The organism is Salibacterium halotolerans, assembly GCF_900115625.1.
Lineage (GTDB): Bacteria > Bacillota > Bacilli > Bacillales > Marinococcaceae > Salibacterium > Salibacterium halotolerans.
Genome location: NZ_FOXD01000010.1, coordinates 25,150 through 40,507, shown reverse-complemented (window position 1 = coordinate 40,507; position 15,358 = coordinate 25,150). Strand labels below are relative to the sequence as shown.

Sequence of the window (15,358 nt, the reverse complement as noted above, 5' to 3'; positions counted from 1 at the left end):
AATCCTGCTTATAATCTAAGACTGTATGGATTGAAGGGTTTCTTTTATATCATGGACACCCTTCACCAGCGTTTCTTCTTTCATTGTAAAGGGGGGCAGCATGCGGATAACATTCGGCCCCGCTCCGATTACCAGCATCCCTTTCTCCCGGAGCGCTTTAATAGCGGGGGCGGATGCTTCTGTCAATTCCACTCCGGCCATCATCCCCACTCCTCTGACGTCTTCCACCACCGGAAGAGGACGGAGCACCCGATTCAGTTCATTCAGGAACCGTTCCCCTTTTTCGGCCGCGGCTTCGATCCACTTCTCTTCCGTAAGTGTCTGCAGTGTCGCCCGTACTGCTGCCATCGCCAGTGGATTGCCACCGAATGTCGTGCCGTGGCTTCCGGGTCCGAATGATTCTTTCAAAAACTGCTTTCCGATCATGGCGCCTACCGGAAATCCGTTACCCAGTCCTTTGGCACTTGTTATAATGTCCGGCTCGATTCCTCTTTGTTCGTGAGCAAAAAAAGTGCCGGTCCGGCCGATACCGGTCTGAATTTCGTCGCAGATAAGCAGTGCTCCGTTTTTTTCCACCTGTTCCTGCACCGCTTTGACGAACTTCTCGTCGGCAGGACGGACACCGCCTTCTCCCTGCACGATTTCCATGATGACCGCGGCGGTGTCTTCATCAATGGCTTTCTCCAGTTCATTCACGTCATTGAAAGGAAGTCGGACAAACCCCTCAGGCATCGGTCCGAATCCTTCCTGCACCGCTGTCTGTCCGGTAGCAGCCATGCTCCCGAACGTCCGGCCGTGAAAAGACTGGACAAAACTGATGATTTTTTTGCGGCTTGTATGTTTTCTTGCCAGCTTGATGGCAGCCTCATTGGCTTCCGCGCCGCTGTTTGCAAAAAAGACCAGATCACCACATGAGTGCGATGTTAAAAGATGAGCCGCTTCTTCCTGCTGACTGTAATGAAAAAAGTTCGAGGCGTGCCAGCCTTCATGCAGCTGCTTTTCCACCGCCTGCACCACCGCAGGATGACCGTGTCCAAGATTGACAACTCCGATACCGGCCATAAAATCCTGGTATCTGTTTCCGTTTGTATCTGTAATGGTTGTATCTTCCGCCTTTTGGAATGTCAGCTCCCACCGTTTGTAAGTGGGAAACAGCTCTTCGTTTTCCTGAGCGGTTTCTTCCTGTTTTTCCATTGCTAAACCTCCTGGTTATTCATCATCTCTATCGTGTGAGCCGTTGAAGCATGCTCTTTTACGACAGTCGTTCCTTTCAGGGTGCCGTCTTCGTTTTTGTTTTTTCCATTTCCATTAGCGATGGTTACCTTTTGTATAGAACCTTCGAGACAGGCGGCTGCAGCTTTCACTTTTGGAATCATGCCGCCGTATATAATACCCTCTTCCATGTAGGTTTTGACAGATGATTCCGTAAGCGTTTCTTCGAGTTTGCCACCGCGCAGCACGCCGTCCACATCTGTGACAAAAATTAATTCCACAGCTCCAAGCGCTGTCGCTGCCGCAGCGGCCGCGGCATCCGCATTGACATTCAGTCTGCCGTAGTTTTTTGAAGAGGCAATCGGGGCGATGACGGGAATGCATCCGCGATGCATGAGTTCTTCCAGCTGTTCTGTATGAACCGTATCAACATCTCCTACAAGGCCGAGTTTTTCTATATCCACCGGAGATGCCTGAAGCAGTCCATTCTCACTTCCTGTGACGCCCTTTGCGCACGCCCCGCTGTTTTCAAGTGCTCTTACCAGTTCACGTTGGACATCGCCGGTCAGCGCTTTTTCCACTGCTTCAAGTACCTGCGGGGTTGTGCGGCGGAGTCCATCCACAAATTCAGTGGGGACCCGGTCTTTTTCCAGCCTTCGGTTGATGGCGGGACCACCGCCGTGAACGATGACGGGGTTCATTCCCTGTCTCTGCATGGCAGCGATGCTTTCAAAAAAATCCGCCTCCAGGTTCTCCAACGTGGAGCCCCCGCACTTAAGAACGATAACATCATCCATCCCGATTCCTCCTTTTTGCTTTACGTCCGGTAACCGGCATTTATTCTGACATACTCATAGCTTAGGTCGCATCCCCACGCTTTGCCTGATCCATGTCCTGTATGCAGATCCACCTGAATGGTTATTTCTTCATTTTCAAGATACGCTTTGGCTTCTTCTTCCGAAAAAGAGACTGGACGGCTGTTCTTTAACGTGGTGACAGGGCCGAGAGAAATGTCAATGGCTTCCGGGTCGAGTTCCACGCCGCTGTATCCAAGCGCCACGATAATTCTTCCCCAGTTTGCGTCAGTACCGTATATCGCTGTCTTCACCAGATCACTTCCGACAATCTGTTTGGCGGCCTTTGCCGCTTCATGATCATTCAACGCACCGTCCACTTTTACCTCGACCAGTTTCGTAGCCCCTTCTCCGTCCCGGGCTATTTTTCTGGCAAGTTCCTCACAGGTCGTCTGCAGGCTGTGAATGAACGTGTCCCATTCCGGGTGTGACGGCGTCAGCGGTTCATTTCCCGCGTGCCCGCTCGCCATAACGACAACATTGTCATTGGTCGACGTATCGCCGTCCACTGTAATACAGTTGAATGTTTTATTGGTGACTTCCGACAGAGCCCGCTGGAGGTGCTCCGGTTCAATCACCGCATCGGTTGTAACAAAACCGAGCATCGTAGCCATGTTCGGATGAATCATTCCGGAACCTTTTGCTGCGCCGCCGAACGTGACCTGCTTATCATCCACCGTCGTCTGAAAGCAGGCATGCTTTTTCACGGTATCGGTCGTCATAATGGCTTCATTGAACTGATCGGCATCTTTAAAAGCCGGCATCGGATCCAGTTCCTGAATGCCCGGGACAATTTTGTCCATCGCAAGCCGTTCCCCGATAACGCCGGTGGAGTTTACGGCCACCTGATGCAGCGGTATCTGAAATGTTTCTGCCGCAGTCCTGCGCATCGTATAGGCATCCTGCAGTCCTTCTTCTCCTGTACAGGCATTGGCATTCCCGCTGTTAATCACTACAGCGCGAAGTTTTCCTTCTTCAGCTATGCTTTCTTTCGTTACCTGCAGGGGAGCGGCCTGTATTTTGTTCAACGTGTAGACTGCGGCGCTCGAAGCCGGCACATCACATAAAATGGCCCCGAGATCATTTCGTTTCCGCTTTACCTGCGTATGAATGCCTGCAGCTTTAAAACCTTTCGGGGTAATGATGCTGCCTCCACTTACTTCTGTAATGTTTTCGGTTTTGTATACCGTACCCATGCTTCTCTCTCCCCTGTTCTACTTTTAGTCACATCCCGTCTATGGATACATTGGAATGTAGTCGAGTCCGCTCGTTTCCGGAAGACCGAACATAAGATTCATATTCTGGACAGCCTGGCCGGAAGCTCCTTTCATTAAATTATCAGTAACCGAGACAATTGTGGCGCGCCCGGTTCGTTCGTCCACCGTGAACCCGATATCGCAGTAATTGGTTCCGTACACTTCTTTTGTGAATGGCAGCGCTCCGTCTTTTCGGATTCTGATGAAGGGGCTGTCTCTGTAGCACTGTTCAAACAACTCCTCCAGATCTTCTCTGTTCCATCCCCGGGCAAGGGGAACATACATCGTCGCCATAATACCTCGTGTCATCGGCACAAGGTGCGGACTGAACGTAACCGGCTCTTCTTTTTTGCTGAAACGCGCGAGCTCCTGTTCGATCTCAGGTGTATGTTTATGTTCATTCACTTTGTAAATTTTGAGGTTGTCATTCATTTCACTGAAATGTGTCATCGCCGACGGGGAGCGCCCTGCTCCTGTCGTGCCTGATTTTGCATCTATAATCAAACTGCCTGCATCCGCAGCTTCTTCCTTTATGAGCGGCAGAATACCAGAGAGCACCGTCGTTGCGTAGCACCCCGGATTGGAAAGGAGCACGGCTGCTGTGACTTCCTCTCTATGCCACTCGGTCAATCCATATACTGCTTCCTGAAGAAGAGTGTCAGGCGCGCTTTCCCTTTTGTACCAGGAGCGGTAGGTGTCCGCATGTTTCAACCGGAGATCTCCGGAAAGATCAATGATTCTCGTCTGCCCGTTCAGTTTTGTGCTCAGTTCAGCGGAGACTCCCGGAGGTGTAGATAGAAATACGACATCATGCTGCTTTAGCTTTTTTGCATCAATATCTTCCAGAGTGAGTTCCACTATACCGGTGACATGAGGGAAACTTTCCGCCATCTGCTTTCCTTCCTGCGACGAAGAAAATACGGTCATGCTCTCTATTTCAGGGTGATTATGAAGGAGACGTATGAGTTCTATTCCTCCGTATCCGGTTGCTCCTACGATCGCTGCTCTCATAAACTTGCACCTCGTTTTATCTTTATACATCATCTTGTATTTTCATTATAAGTGTGAATATATATTAATGCAACTGTATTTTTATATTTTTCTGTACTTATTTTTCATTGTTCCAACCATTCGATATGTGCCTTTCCAATGTTGTTCACGCTTGTTTTATCCGGGTGCTTTTTTCCAACGTCATTGTATGTATATACATCATTTGTTATAAAATGCACGACGCCGGAAAAGTCATACTTCCGAAAGTGCAGATGTCCTGTTATACATCGATTGCCGGGATTTCTGCATCGATGCTGTTGTTTGTGCATTGATTCCACGTCTTTTCCTGCTTTTCTCTATCAATGATTCCGATTTATCTATTGATTCTCTTTCAAACTGCATCAATGCTAGGAAAAGGAGTTCATGCAAATAAAAAAGCCGGCCCCGTGTTCCGGGACCAGCTTCGTTTAATTTAGGGCACTCTTTATTTTTTCAGCTGTGCTTTCGATATTCGTTCCCCATAAGTCATCTTCTTCGGATGTAATAAGCTCCCCGTCTTCATTAAAGACCGAGTATCCCCTGACCGACATGCCCTCACCGGCCATTTCAGCCTTTTCTATAACGTGAAGAGAAGGATCCGACAACATCGTAAAGGTGAATCCCATCTGTTCTTTTAATTCTTTGTGGGCTTCTGGGGAATCATTGCTGATGGAATAAATATCAGCTTCCATTTCTTCAAATAATCCCATATTCTCCTGCAGCTGCACGAGCTGCGACACACAGTGGCTTCAATTGACACCGGTGAAATGAAAAAGGACAGATGGCTGATCTTTATCCGCCAGATTAACAGATTCCCAGTTTTCGTTATCGAGCACCATGTCCCCTGCGCTTTCTTCCTGTCCGCATGCCGAAGCGGTGAAAACAGCCGCTGCCGCCAGAATAAGAAGGCCTAAATATTTCATCATTGACTGCATGAGGTCCGCACCTCCTCTCATTACTTATGAATCCTGTCCTGCAGTCAGGCGCTGCAGGTCATTTAGAATAGGTTCTGTGTCATTTTCCAGACCATCGTATTTTCTTATGACATTGCCTTCGGGGTCAATGAGGAAAAAGGCGGTGGCGTGTATAATGTTTTGATCCCCTGTATCCTGATTCAGTGCACTTTTGAATGTTGTCGTGGACAATTGTTTAATCTCCTGTAGAGAATACCCGGTGAGAAAATCCCAGCTGCTGAAATCCGCTCCGTAATTTTGCCCGTATTCTTTCAATGTCCCGGGATCATCACGATCCGGGTCGACGGTGAACGAAACCAGTCTCACATTATCAAGACCGGCCTTTTCTATCTGCCCCTGCAGATTCAGCATATTCGGAGTCATGATAGTACAGACGGTCGGGCAGTTTGTGAAAATCATGTCCGCAATAACATACTCCCCCTCGAGGTCCTGGCGGCTCACTGTTTCCCCGTTTTGGTTTGTATACTCAAATGACGGGAGAGAAAGATCCGCGTTCGTAAGGTCCGTCCCATTCTGCGGGCTCTGGGACTGACCGATCTGATACAGCCAGCCGCAGCCGCCGAGAACCGCGAACAGCAAACCCGCACCTGCCAAAAGCATGATCCGCTTCATTGCTTCACCCTTCTTTCACATCCTGTTATTTTAAACGATCAGCATCGGTGGGAATATCACTGATGGTCCATTCCCCTTCTTTCGGCTGTTCTTTGGCGAGCCACTGTTTAAACACGTATCCGATGGTGGTGACATATACTAATTCCTGCGATATTTTCATTACCACTCCGGCCAGCTGCTGGTCGGAATGGGCATCCAGAAACGACATTGTGCCTGTCCCATCATTCATCATCGACGTCGGCGGAGAAGTGCCCGGCGGCAGACAATAAGCCATCACTTCCGACCATACGGCAGGATTGGTGTACGTCTCATAAAGCGGGCTGCCTGCAAATATAATCATGGCGCAGGCCGGGGTGATGAGGATACCGTTTGCAAAAATATAGACAATACGGCGCAGGTCCGGAAGCTTATATCCGGATGGAAGCGGCGAAAGCATATGCCACCACATCAGCCATGCGGACGCGAACAACGCTCCCTGATAAAGGCTGTGAAGCACCGGTGCCTGCATCACTTCATCAAAAACGACCGGAATGTGATAAAAAGAAAATAACGCATTAAATGTAATTAATCCGATAATCGGATTCATAATAATACGGTAGGTCCATTCCGCTTTCCTCTGCCACGTATCCATGACTGACTGCACGAGTGGTTTTGGCAGCGCCAGAATAAACAGCGGTACCGCGGCAAAATAAGCGAACACCATCTGCGTCATGTGGAGTGTAATAATGGAATGACCCGCCACATACAATGGACTGCCCCAGCCGAAATACAAAGCAGCCAAACCGAGCACAAAATATATATTCCGGCGGACCGGAACCTTGTCCGCTTCTTCAAGGGTACTCCTTTTTTTAAAGGTTATGCCGTAATAAATGAGGGCTGTAAAAAGAAGAACAACAATCAGTTCCGGTGTCCATAACGCACGAAAAGAGTAGGTCGAAAAAAAATCCGCGATGACCGTCCACCTCCTTCATTTTCATTTCAAGCAGAAACTTTCATTTCAACGCCAGCTGAAGTAAAATAGGATACGCACACTCTTTTCATCATATTAGCATATTTGAACCGGATTATACTCATTATCCATTGTAAAGTTTTGCGTCATTTCTTACAATCTAATGAACAAACTTGAAGCAGCACTGACTTCCTGACAGAAAGGCGAGGTTCAACGCCATGGACAAACACTTAATTGTACTGGACTTAGACGGAACTCTGTTGAAAGAGGACAAAACCATCTCGACGAGAACGTACAAAACGCTCCAGGAAGCAAAGAAAATGGGGCATGCTGTTGCGATTGCGACAGGAAGGCCTTACCGGGCCAGTAAGATGTATTACCAGCAGCTCGGCCTGGACACTCCTATCGTTAATTTCAACGGGGCGTATGTCCATCATCCGGGAGATTCTTCCTTCCACACCTATCATTCTCCGCTCGATCTGGAAACAGCAAAAACCATTATTGATACGTGTAAAGCTTTCCAGGTGAATAATATGATGGCGGAAGTGGTGGATGATGTGTTTCTTCATGATTACGATGAGACCTTTCTGGATATGTTCGCTCTCCATAAAGACCCTTCAGCGTGCGGTGACCTGAAGACCCTGCTTAGAAGCGGGCCCACCTCCCTGCTTGTCTATCCTAAGCTGGAGCATGCCGAAGAACTGCGGAATCTCATATCCGGAGAACATGCACAGGGGATTGAACAACGATCCTGGGGAGCGCCGCATCACATGATAGAGATTATAAGCACCGGTAACAATAAAGCGGCCGGCCTGGAAAAAGTGGCGGACTACTGCGGATTGACGCTGAATCATGTGATTGCTTTCGGTGACGAAGATAACGACATTGAAATGCTCCTTGAAGCAGGCAGCGGCGTTGCGATGGGAAATGCTTCCCCTGAAGCGAAACAGGCAGCGTCGGAAGTGACATGGAGCAATGAAGAAGAAGGCATCGCTGTTTATCTGGAAGAACGACTTCAATTAAAAAGCATGAAAAAATATGAAAAACAGAAATAACAAAGGCAGGGGAGGAAACCAGACCTATGAACATTTACGAAATTCCTAAAAACGCACCGGAAAGTCTCCGCGAAAAAGTGGCGGACCTGTTAATGGAGCAGATGGCTTCCATCGGACGGGATAACGCCTATGAATTGTTGAAAAAATCCATCCATCTTACCCTGGAGGAACACTCCGGGGCCCATATTTTTGTCGCTGAATTGGACGGGGATGTCGTTGGCGCTGCTTTTTTCAACCTCGGCATATCTCTTGAGAAAGGCGGCTGGTATATATGGTTGAATGATTTGTTTGTACATAAGGAACACCGCAATCAGGGCATTGCCAAAAATCTTCTTCTCAAAATCATATACTGGGCCGAAAATCAGGGCATTAAAGGCATTGAACTGGAAACAGGCGTCAGCAATGCAGCAACCAAAGCGCTGTACAATTCGCTCGGATTTTATGATGTCGTGTCCAAGCGGTACGGGTTTCGTTTCTAGCAGGAATAAGTATCACGAATAGTAGATAATCATCATAAAACGCGCCGTTTCTTTCGTTTCGTTAATATAACCGTGGTCCCGGTCCGCTTCAAAACGAAGAGCATCCCCTTCTTTGAGCAGGAATGTTTCGCTGCCGGCAGCAACCTGAATCTCTCCATGATACATGAAAATGTACTCCTCCACTCCTTCCTGGTGGGCATTGGAGTCGTATCGACATTCCGGCCCCAAATCGACGTAGAACGCTTCAAACGGGGTGTGGCTGCCTTTGGAAAACACAGGTTTCACCTGGAAGCCTCCCTGTTCCCCTTTCAGCGTTTTCAATTCATCAAAACTGACTTTTGCAGCGGACGGGCGTTCCACTTCCACGAAGGTTGTAAAAGGAACCTGCAGACCGTCCGCTATTTTCCACAGCGTTCCTACAGTTGGATTGGAAACCCCACGTTCCATCTGACCGAGCATGGGTTTACTGACCCCCGTCCTCTCTGCTGTTTCATCAAGACTGAATCCTTTGCTGTTCCGGATCTCCCGGAGTTTATTGCCGATATGAGCATTAAGCTGATTCTTTTCCATCTGCACCACCTTGACGTTTTGTATGTTATAACATACAATAATTATACTATAATAAAACAATGGACGCTACACAGCTTTTTAACTGTAGAACAGAAGTTTTCATGTTACAGAAAGGGTGCCTTTGTTGAAAGAATTGTCCCTGTCCGGCTCCTCCCATCCCTTTGTATTCGGCTTGAAAGATGGATCATCCATTGCGCTTGGGTATATTCCCGCTGCCATAACGTTTGGTTTTATCGCACAAACTGTGCATTTGACGAGCGTCGAAACGCTTCTGATGAGTCTTTTTGTATTTGCCGGCGCCGCCCAGTACATGGCACTCAGTCTTCTTGCCGCAGGTACCGGAGCGTTTGAAATCATTTTTACCACCTTTATCGTCAACATCCGGCATTTTCTTATGAGTGCCTCTTTAAACGAAAAGACGCTTCCCGGCCGTCCTTTACAAAAAGCCGGTTACGCTTTCGGTATTACGGATGAAGTCTTTGCTGTTACGTCCATGAAAGAAGGAACCATCAGCTCCGCTTATATTTACGGAGTTTTTTTGATTTCCTACGTGAGCTGGGCGTCTTTTTCGGTAGCTGGACACAGCATCGGTGATCTGCTTCCTTCTATTCTGCAGCAAAGCTTAACCTTCGCTCTGTATGCGCTGTTCATCGCCCTATTGACCCCTTCACTGAAAAAACACCGCAAAGTTATTTATCTCGCCTGCTCGGCAGCGGTCATGAACAGTCTCTTTTCGTTATGGCTGGCTGAAGGCTGGTCTCTTATCCTGTCGGTCATTCTGTCCGCAGGATTTATAGAGTGGGCTGCACCGCACTCACTCGAAAAAACGCAGAATGAAAAGGAGGGCGCGTAAATGTCTCAGCAGATGATAATCATTATAATTGGGATGGCACTCGTTACCTACATTCCACGAATGCTTCCGTTTCTATTTTTCCGAACGGAAAAAATCCCTCCTAAGATAGAAGGGATTCTGAAAAATGTGCCTTATGCTGCGCTCGGAGCCCTTATTTTTCCGGGTGCCGTTTTCATCCATGATAATCCACTCTTCGGCATTACCGGTATTGCTGCGGCGTTTTTGTTCTCTCTTTTAGGAGGCGGGTTGATTGTCGTCGTACTCGGCTCCATCGCGGTGCTGACATTGATCACTCCGCTGTTTTGAATGAAGCGCGTTAATCATTCTTGCGGAACATGCCAAAGATGCCGGCTGTCGTTACAATGTTGGTGAAGGCATCCGGATCCACTTCTTCAATGACTTCCCGGAGCGCATAAAGCTCATATCTCGTAATAACAATCATTAATACTTCTTTTTCACTGTAGTCATATCCACCTTTAGCCGGAATTCTTGTAATACCGCGGGTAATATGCTGATGAATGGCTTCACGGAGAATATCCGGCTGTTTTGTCACGATCATGGCTGTCACTTTAACGTGACGCGTGTGGATCGTATCAATCACCCTGGAACTCACATACACCGCCAGCAGCGTGTAAAGCGCGCTTTCCCAGTTAAATACCAGACCGGCTGTCAGAACAATAATTCCATTCAACAGGAAAAAGTACGTGCCGACCGGCCGGTCACTAAACCGCGCAAGCACAAGCGCTATAATATCAAGACCACCCGCCGAAGCGCCCCATTTCAACGGAAGTGCCGCTCCCATGGCTGTAATAACTCCTCCGAATACCGCATTGAGTAGAATGTCTTCCGATAATCCAGTCACCGGTACGATTTCAAGAAAAAACGTCGTCAGAGCAACATGGAGAAAGCTGTAAAAAGTAAACAGTTTTCCTACCTTGAACCATCCCAAAAGAGCGATGGGAATATTGACGAGCAGCAGGTAGGCACCTGTGGAAAGCGGAGGCAGAAGCGCTGCCAGCAGCTGTGCAACACCTGTCGCACCGTTTGAAAAGACATCCGCCGGTATCAAAAACATGTTCAAACCAACGGCCATGACCAAGGTGGAAATAACGATGATTACAACTTTCTGTAATTCTTTCAGTAATGTTGAATTTCTTGTAATCATGGAAGATCCACCACCTTATTGCTTTCTGAGTATGCCGTCCTGCCGTCTGTCAAAGCCTTTTTCAATTGCAGAATGAAAATGCTGTTGTTGTTATCTAATGGATGACTCCTGCTTTGTTTCATGCAGATTATGTATACGTACTTTCTTATTTCCTGCATAGGCAGGAAGAACTATGTTCATTTCTTATGTTAAAACCATTGACCCTTCTTCATTGTACTTCAAACATTCCGGGGTTCAAAGGAAAAACTAGTTTTCCCCATCTTCCGGAACCTTTTAAAGCAGGACAGCTCCGCCTGTTTTCCCATTTAAAAACTGCTGTACCGTTTTTGACTCCGGCACAGCAGTAACGACTTCTTTCTATTCGTTATCCTTTATAGTTGTTCGAACCGGTTCTTCCCCTTTTTCTTCCGCTTTGTCAAAATGATGCACAGAATGCATGGCACCCTCTGCCACCATTTCATTGTCTTCAAAGTCATAAGGTTCGGAGTGACCTACTTTTTCGTTAAGTTCCCAATCTTCATCTTCTTTTGTCTTTCCAGTCCATTTGGCTACAGTATGTTTCGAAACGTCCTTTACTTTTTCTCTCTTTTTCTCATCAGTCAAAAAATAAGTGGCGGTTCCGACAGCGCCTGCGACTACTGAGGGTATAAGCAGACTGCGTTTTTTCATATTCCACACCTCCGGTTTATGCTTTGATTAAATTTGTAAGCATTCTCTTTTATTCTTTTTCCCGGATTGCTTCACAATAAACCTCTGTTTATCTCTCATACCCGTCGATTTGAAAATCCCAGATGCCGATGCGCTCCACTTCCTCTTCCTGATTCGCAATAAACCATAAACTTCCGTCATTCACATGATAAATACGGACCATCTTGCCATCAATCGTTTGTTCAACATACTCGGAACCATGAAGCCGGCGGACGTCAAACAACGTATCGCCGACCGCCGCCCCTCTTGCTGTTTCAAAATCGGATGAAGAAAAAATCATATAGGTTACGTTGTCATTTATTATTTCGATCTGCATATCTGGTACTTCTCCCGACCGTTCTTCGCCGAAACGGTTCGTGTAGGTGAATTCATGCATGTCCCCGTGGAAACCGATATAATCCGCGGTTTTTCCGAATCCGGTCTTCCATTCAACATCGAGTTGATCATTCACTTCCTCCATCGAGTCGCCGATACGCATGTTTCCAACCGTCAAAAGATCAGCGGTTTCAAGATGCAGGCGTCCGGGGTTATCGAGCCATTCCGCCCGGATGCCGAGTTCCTGCAGCTGGGAAACTCTCACCACTTCCTGACCATCCACTTCTTCGATATAATCATGTTCTTCGAGGAAATCAAACGACGATTCTCCTTCATATGGAACATCGCTGTCTATGTCTTCTTTATCGTTCATCACCTGTACGGCCGCCTGTATGGATACATACAAAATACCGTTTTCAAATACCGGATAGCCCCCATAGGTCTGGAGCTGTCCGTCTATGTACAAATCATGGTGCAGTCTGTTCTCCTCTGCATCACTATCTTCCTGCTGCTTGGCATCCTCTATATCCGTCTGAAACAAAGCGCGGGCATCCGCCTCTCCTGCCGGCCATAATAGGAAACAAACCACCATCAACCATCCGGACAATCTTCCTCTATTTCTTTTCATTTCTCCCCCGCACCCTTTACTTATAGGTCTTTTTATAAAAAAGGCTCTGTTCGAGCCTTTTTTCTACTTGTATAACTTTTCTATATCATCCTGTACCGGGTTTTCCATTCCGGTGTTCATGTCTTCATCCCATGCGAGCATGCCGCCGGCGAAGTTTTTTACATTGTCTATGCCGTTGTCTTTAAAATACAGAGCTGTATGCTGACTCCGGTTACCACTTCTGCAGACGAGCAGATACTCCTGGTCTTTGTCCAGCTGATCAATAACTTCCGGGACTTGGTTCATCGGCAGAAGCGGTACTCCCGGTATATGACCTTCAACGTATTCCGAGGGTTCCCGTACATCAATCACAATCGGATTCTTTTCATTTTTTTGGCTGATGTCTTTTACTTCTTCTTTTTCCAGCTGTTCGATGCCGTCCAATTCGTATGCCATGTTTATCTCCTTTCTATTAAAACCTTTCCGTTACGTTGTATCTTCCGGTGGTTTGTTTCTTAACTTTAACAATCTGTACGTATGACTGACAACTACTTTGCCGACCGCATAGGCCGGAACTGCCAGCAGCAGACCGACAATACCGGCGAAATTGGAAGCTACAAGCAGCAGCAGGATAATGGTCAGAGGATGAATGTCAAGCTTGCGCCCCATAACCTGCGGTGAAATAAAATTGCTTTCGATCTGCTGCACAATAACCACAACAATAATGACAAGCAGTGCCTGAAACGGTGAATCCAGCAGACCAACTACAACACCAGGCAGCGTGCCGATCCACGGACCAAGAAACGGAATAACATTGAAAAACATTGCCGCTGCAGCCAGGACAAGCGGATAGTCAAGACCGATAATGACATAGCCGATAAATACACAAATTCCGACGAAAAAACTGACAATAATCTGTCCTTGAATGTAGGAACTGAGTGCTTCGTCCATGTCGCCGAGAACACGGCGTCCTTCTTTTTCCTGTTTGGCCGGCAGCAGCCGGAGAATGAAATCGGGCGCTTTCTTTCCTTCTTTGAGCATGTAGTAAAGGATAAACGGCAGAATGAGAATGATGATCACGACATTTGTAATCATACCCACTACATTTCCGATATTGCTTGCAATGTCGGAAAACAGCTGGTTCGCATATTCTGCAGCGCGCGCGCTCACTTCCCTCCAGGAGAAATTCATCTCAGCAATAAAGTTGTTGAACCACTCCTGATTCTGCAGATTGATAATCATCCGCTGCGCTTCATTAACAAGCGCGGGCGTATTCTGTACGAGATTGTTGAACTGATTCTGAAGCGAAGGCCCAACTGCAATAACAAGCAGTACAAGAAGGCCGACGATAAGGACGTATAACAGAAGAATAGCCAGGCTTTTCGGCAGTTTCCAGGAAAGGATGTTTACTACCGGGCGGAACAGATAAAACAGAACCCCTGCTACTACAATAGGAGCAAACAGGGTGGAAAACAGAACAACCACGGGCTGGAAGATAAAATCCACCAGCGTTCCCAGATATATAACCAATAAAAGAATAAGGATTCCGTAACCAAGTCGAAAGTATTTTCCGTCGGGCATGCCATCACCACGTTACTTCTTAATTTTTGTGTTTCCATTGTACCATATATTTACTTGCACACACGGATATGTTTTACGCTTTTCTATAGATAAATTCTGCGATAATTAGTAGCATGAACATAACAATGATGAAGAAAGGGTCGTACTGTCATGCTGAATACATTGAAATATCTCTTTCCCTCCGCCGTATATGAAAACGAGCTTACCGCCGCTGAGCGTGAATTTTTCACTATTTTCCACTCCCATCGTTTTCCCGGAGGCTTTGCGGTTAAAACCAAAGAATTGAGCGAAAGAGACCGGCAGCTTCTTTCCCTTTCGTTTGATCTTCAACATAAAGAAACTCATTTTCAAAGCGGAAATCCTGAATGGTTCGCATACTTTGCAGAGGACAGCGGCCGCCCGGACTCTTTGTCGCAATATCCTTCGTTCCGGCTTTATTATCTTGAAGGGCGGAAGCTGTATGACAATCAGTCCGACCTCGGGGAAACGGTTCAGCTTTATTTTAATGAACCTATCCGTTCTGTTTTTATCACGAGAGAACTTCTTCTCGTTCTCGTGCCAGAGCAGTCATCCGACGACAGCTCCCTGTTTGACGCAGGTGAGCTCGCCGGTATTCTCGCTGCCGATTTACTGCTGGACGTCTTCATTTACTCAGGCAGACGGGTGCACGCAGAAGAAAATGTAAAAGAAATTTTTAAGCAGGAAAAACGGCTTTTTGAGCTTTCCCGCTCCCTCTTTCCCAAAGAACGGACGTTTCAGGGATATGAAATGCTTCCCTTTGTCCTTCCGCTGTTGGAAGAAAAGCAGCAGCAGGCCCTCTATCATTATGCGCTTGCCGGACTGGGAAAGGAGTCGGAACTGGTGGAAACGTTGTATCATTTTTTCCTCTGCAACTTAAATCGGAGCCTTACCGCAAAAGTACTTCACATGCACCGTAACACACTGCAGTACAGGCTGGACAAAGTGTTTGAGAGAACCGGCATCGACATGAAGCAATTTCCAAACGCCTCGGCGTTATATGTGCTGATCAGAAAGCTTAAAAGATAATGCACCACGCGGTGGTTATACATCATGCACAAAAGATATCGCTTCCATTTTGTTCAACTATTCTATATGAAAACGCTTCCTGTTTCGCTATA

19 protein-coding genes are annotated in these 15,358 nt (G+C 47.1%); 5 read left to right on the top strand and 14 right to left on the bottom strand.

Annotation, left to right across the window (positions count from 1 at the left end; genetic code table 11):
• Positions 1-15: 15 nt before the first annotated feature.
• The 8 genes from BM124_RS09800 to ctaG all read right to left on the bottom strand — a co-directional run bounded on the left by BM124_RS09800 (position 16) and on the right by ctaG (position 6,889).
• Positions 16-1,194, bottom strand: a complete 1,179-nt coding sequence (locus BM124_RS09800) for an acetylornithine transaminase (protein ID WP_093337193.1) — start codon at positions 1,192-1,194, stop codon at positions 16-18.
• Positions 1,195-1,196: 2 nt separating this feature from the next.
• Positions 1,197-2,009, bottom strand: a complete 813-nt coding sequence (gene argB / locus BM124_RS09795) for an acetylglutamate kinase (protein WP_093337191.1) — start codon at positions 2,007-2,009, stop codon at positions 1,197-1,199.
• A 20-nt stretch (positions 2,010-2,029) separates the two neighbouring features.
• Positions 2,030-3,262 (bottom strand): bifunctional glutamate N-acetyltransferase/amino-acid acetyltransferase ArgJ, encoded by a 1,233-nt coding sequence (argJ, locus tag BM124_RS09790; RefSeq protein WP_093337190.1) that lies wholly within the window; start codon positions 3,260-3,262, stop codon positions 2,030-2,032.
• A 39-nt stretch (positions 3,263-3,301) separates the two neighbouring features.
• A complete protein-coding gene (gene argC / locus BM124_RS09785) occupies positions 3,302-4,333 on the bottom strand; it encodes an N-acetyl-gamma-glutamyl-phosphate reductase (RefSeq protein ID WP_093337188.1) in 1,032 nt (343 codons plus the stop codon).
• A gap of 446 nt (positions 4,334-4,779) precedes the next feature.
• Positions 4,780-5,091 carry a redoxin domain-containing protein gene (locus BM124_RS09780; protein ID WP_093337187.1) on the bottom strand — a complete coding sequence of 104 codons (312 nt, stop codon included), beginning with the start codon at positions 5,089-5,091 and terminating at the stop codon, positions 4,780-4,782.
• Between the two features lie 9 nt (positions 5,092-5,100).
• Positions 5,101-5,286: a hypothetical protein gene (locus tag BM124_RS09775; protein WP_093337185.1), complete on the bottom strand. Its 186-nt coding sequence runs from the start codon at positions 5,284-5,286 to the stop codon at positions 5,101-5,103.
• Positions 5,287-5,310: 24 nt separating this feature from the next.
• On the bottom strand, positions 5,311-5,937 hold the full coding sequence (locus BM124_RS09770; RefSeq protein ID WP_093337183.1) for an SCO family protein: 627 nt from the start codon (positions 5,935-5,937) through the stop codon (positions 5,311-5,313).
• Between the two features lie 25 nt (positions 5,938-5,962).
• The gene (gene ctaG / locus BM124_RS09765; RefSeq protein WP_093337182.1) at positions 5,963-6,889 is read right to left on the bottom strand and encodes a cytochrome c oxidase assembly factor CtaG; all 927 of its coding nucleotides are present in this window, start codon (positions 6,887-6,889) and stop codon (positions 5,963-5,965) included.
• Between the two features lie 215 nt (positions 6,890-7,104).
• On the opposite strand from ctaG, the gene BM124_RS09760 reads away from it, so the two are divergent.
• Positions 7,105-7,941, top strand: a complete 837-nt coding sequence (locus BM124_RS09760) for a Cof-type HAD-IIB family hydrolase (RefSeq protein WP_093337180.1) — start codon at positions 7,105-7,107, stop codon at positions 7,939-7,941.
• A 26-nt stretch (positions 7,942-7,967) separates the two neighbouring features.
• The gene (locus tag BM124_RS09755) at positions 7,968-8,420 is read left to right on the top strand and encodes a GNAT family N-acetyltransferase (protein ID WP_093337179.1); all 453 of its coding nucleotides are present in this window, start codon (positions 7,968-7,970) and stop codon (positions 8,418-8,420) included.
• Positions 8,421-8,432: 12 nt separating this feature from the next.
• On the opposite strand, the gene BM124_RS09750 is transcribed toward BM124_RS09755, so the two are convergent.
• Positions 8,433-8,990 carry a helix-turn-helix domain-containing protein gene (locus BM124_RS09750; RefSeq protein WP_093337177.1) on the bottom strand — a complete coding sequence of 186 codons (558 nt, stop codon included), beginning with the start codon at positions 8,988-8,990 and terminating at the stop codon, positions 8,433-8,435.
• A gap of 124 nt (positions 8,991-9,114) precedes the next feature.
• On the opposite strand from BM124_RS09750, the gene BM124_RS09745 reads away from it, so the two are divergent.
• Together BM124_RS09745 and BM124_RS09740 are read left to right on the top strand one after the other, a co-directional pair.
• Positions 9,115-9,843 carry an AzlC family ABC transporter permease gene (locus tag BM124_RS09745; RefSeq protein ID WP_093337176.1) on the top strand — a complete coding sequence of 243 codons (729 nt, stop codon included), beginning with the start codon at positions 9,115-9,117 and terminating at the stop codon, positions 9,841-9,843.
• Positions 9,844-10,149 (top strand): AzlD domain-containing protein, encoded by a 306-nt coding sequence (locus BM124_RS09740; protein ID WP_093337175.1) that lies wholly within the window; start codon positions 9,844-9,846, stop codon positions 10,147-10,149.
• A 10-nt stretch (positions 10,150-10,159) separates the two neighbouring features.
• Here the strand turns inward: BM124_RS09740 and BM124_RS09735 are convergent, their stop codons facing one another.
• From BM124_RS09735 to BM124_RS09710, 5 genes are all read right to left on the bottom strand, one after another.
• Positions 10,160-11,008, bottom strand: a complete 849-nt coding sequence (locus BM124_RS09735) for a YitT family protein (protein ID WP_093337173.1) — start codon at positions 11,006-11,008, stop codon at positions 10,160-10,162.
• 357 nt (positions 11,009-11,365) lie between these two features.
• A complete protein-coding gene (locus BM124_RS09725) occupies positions 11,366-11,677 on the bottom strand; it encodes a hypothetical protein (protein ID WP_093337170.1) in 312 nt (103 codons plus the stop codon).
• 88 nt (positions 11,678-11,765) lie between these two features.
• A complete protein-coding gene (locus tag BM124_RS09720) occupies positions 11,766-12,659 on the bottom strand; it encodes a hypothetical protein (RefSeq protein ID WP_139217111.1) in 894 nt (297 codons plus the stop codon).
• A gap of 63 nt (positions 12,660-12,722) precedes the next feature.
• Positions 12,723-13,094: a rhodanese-like domain-containing protein gene (locus BM124_RS09715; protein ID WP_093337167.1), complete on the bottom strand. Its 372-nt coding sequence runs from the start codon at positions 13,092-13,094 to the stop codon at positions 12,723-12,725.
• Positions 13,095-13,124: 30 nt separating this feature from the next.
• Positions 13,125-14,219 (bottom strand): AI-2E family transporter, encoded by a 1,095-nt coding sequence (locus BM124_RS09710; RefSeq protein ID WP_093337166.1) that lies wholly within the window; start codon positions 14,217-14,219, stop codon positions 13,125-13,127.
• A gap of 150 nt (positions 14,220-14,369) precedes the next feature.
• On the opposite strand from BM124_RS09710, the gene BM124_RS09705 reads away from it, so the two are divergent.
• Positions 14,370-15,266 carry a PucR family transcriptional regulator gene (locus BM124_RS09705; protein ID WP_093337164.1) on the top strand — a complete coding sequence of 299 codons (897 nt, stop codon included), beginning with the start codon at positions 14,370-14,372 and terminating at the stop codon, positions 15,264-15,266.
• Positions 15,267-15,358: the final 92 nt, after the last annotated feature.

Excerpts from the sequence above, each read along its gene's own strand:
- BM124_RS09800 (WP_093337193.1), bottom strand. The coding sequence starts at position 1,194 with ATGGAAAAACAGGAAGAAACCGCTCAGGAAAACGAAGAGCTGTTTCCC.
- argC (WP_093337188.1), bottom strand. The coding sequence starts at position 4,333 with ATGAGAGCAGCGATCGTAGGAGCAACCGGATACGGAGGAATAGAACTC.
- BM124_RS09725 (WP_093337170.1), bottom strand. The coding sequence starts at position 11,677 with ATGAAAAAACGCAGTCTGCTTATACCCTCAGTAGTCGCAGGCGCTGTC.
- BM124_RS09750 (WP_093337177.1), bottom strand. The coding sequence starts at position 8,990 with ATGGAAAAGAATCAGCTTAATGCTCATATCGGCAATAAACTCCGGGAG.
- BM124_RS09710 (WP_093337166.1), bottom strand. The coding sequence starts at position 14,219 with ATGCCCGACGGAAAATACTTTCGACTTGGTTACGGAATCCTTATTCTT.
- BM124_RS09735 (WP_093337173.1), bottom strand. The coding sequence starts at position 11,008 with ATGATTACAAGAAATTCAACATTACTGAAAGAATTACAGAAAGTTGTA.
- BM124_RS09755 (WP_093337179.1), top strand. The coding sequence starts at position 7,968 with ATGAACATTTACGAAATTCCTAAAAACGCACCGGAAAGTCTCCGCGAA.
- BM124_RS09770 (WP_093337183.1), bottom strand. The coding sequence starts at position 5,937 with ATGAAGCGGATCATGCTTTTGGCAGGTGCGGGTTTGCTGTTCGCGGTT.
- BM124_RS09740 (WP_093337175.1), top strand. The coding sequence starts at position 9,844 with ATGTCTCAGCAGATGATAATCATTATAATTGGGATGGCACTCGTTACC.
- argJ (WP_093337190.1), bottom strand. The coding sequence starts at position 3,262 with ATGGGTACGGTATACAAAACCGAAAACATTACAGAAGTAAGTGGAGGC.
- BM124_RS09705 (WP_093337164.1), top strand. The coding sequence starts at position 14,370 with ATGCTGAATACATTGAAATATCTCTTTCCCTCCGCCGTATATGAAAAC.
- argB (WP_093337191.1), bottom strand. The coding sequence starts at position 2,009 with ATGGATGATGTTATCGTTCTTAAGTGCGGGGGCTCCACGTTGGAGAAC.
- BM124_RS09775 (WP_093337185.1), bottom strand. The coding sequence starts at position 5,286 with ATGCAGTCAATGATGAAATATTTAGGCCTTCTTATTCTGGCGGCAGCG.
- BM124_RS09720 (WP_139217111.1), bottom strand. The coding sequence starts at position 12,659 with ATGAAAAGAAATAGAGGAAGATTGTCCGGATGGTTGATGGTGGTTTGT.
- BM124_RS09715 (WP_093337167.1), bottom strand. The coding sequence starts at position 13,094 with ATGGCATACGAATTGGACGGCATCGAACAGCTGGAAAAAGAAGAAGTA.
- BM124_RS09760 (WP_093337180.1), top strand. The coding sequence starts at position 7,105 with ATGGACAAACACTTAATTGTACTGGACTTAGACGGAACTCTGTTGAAA.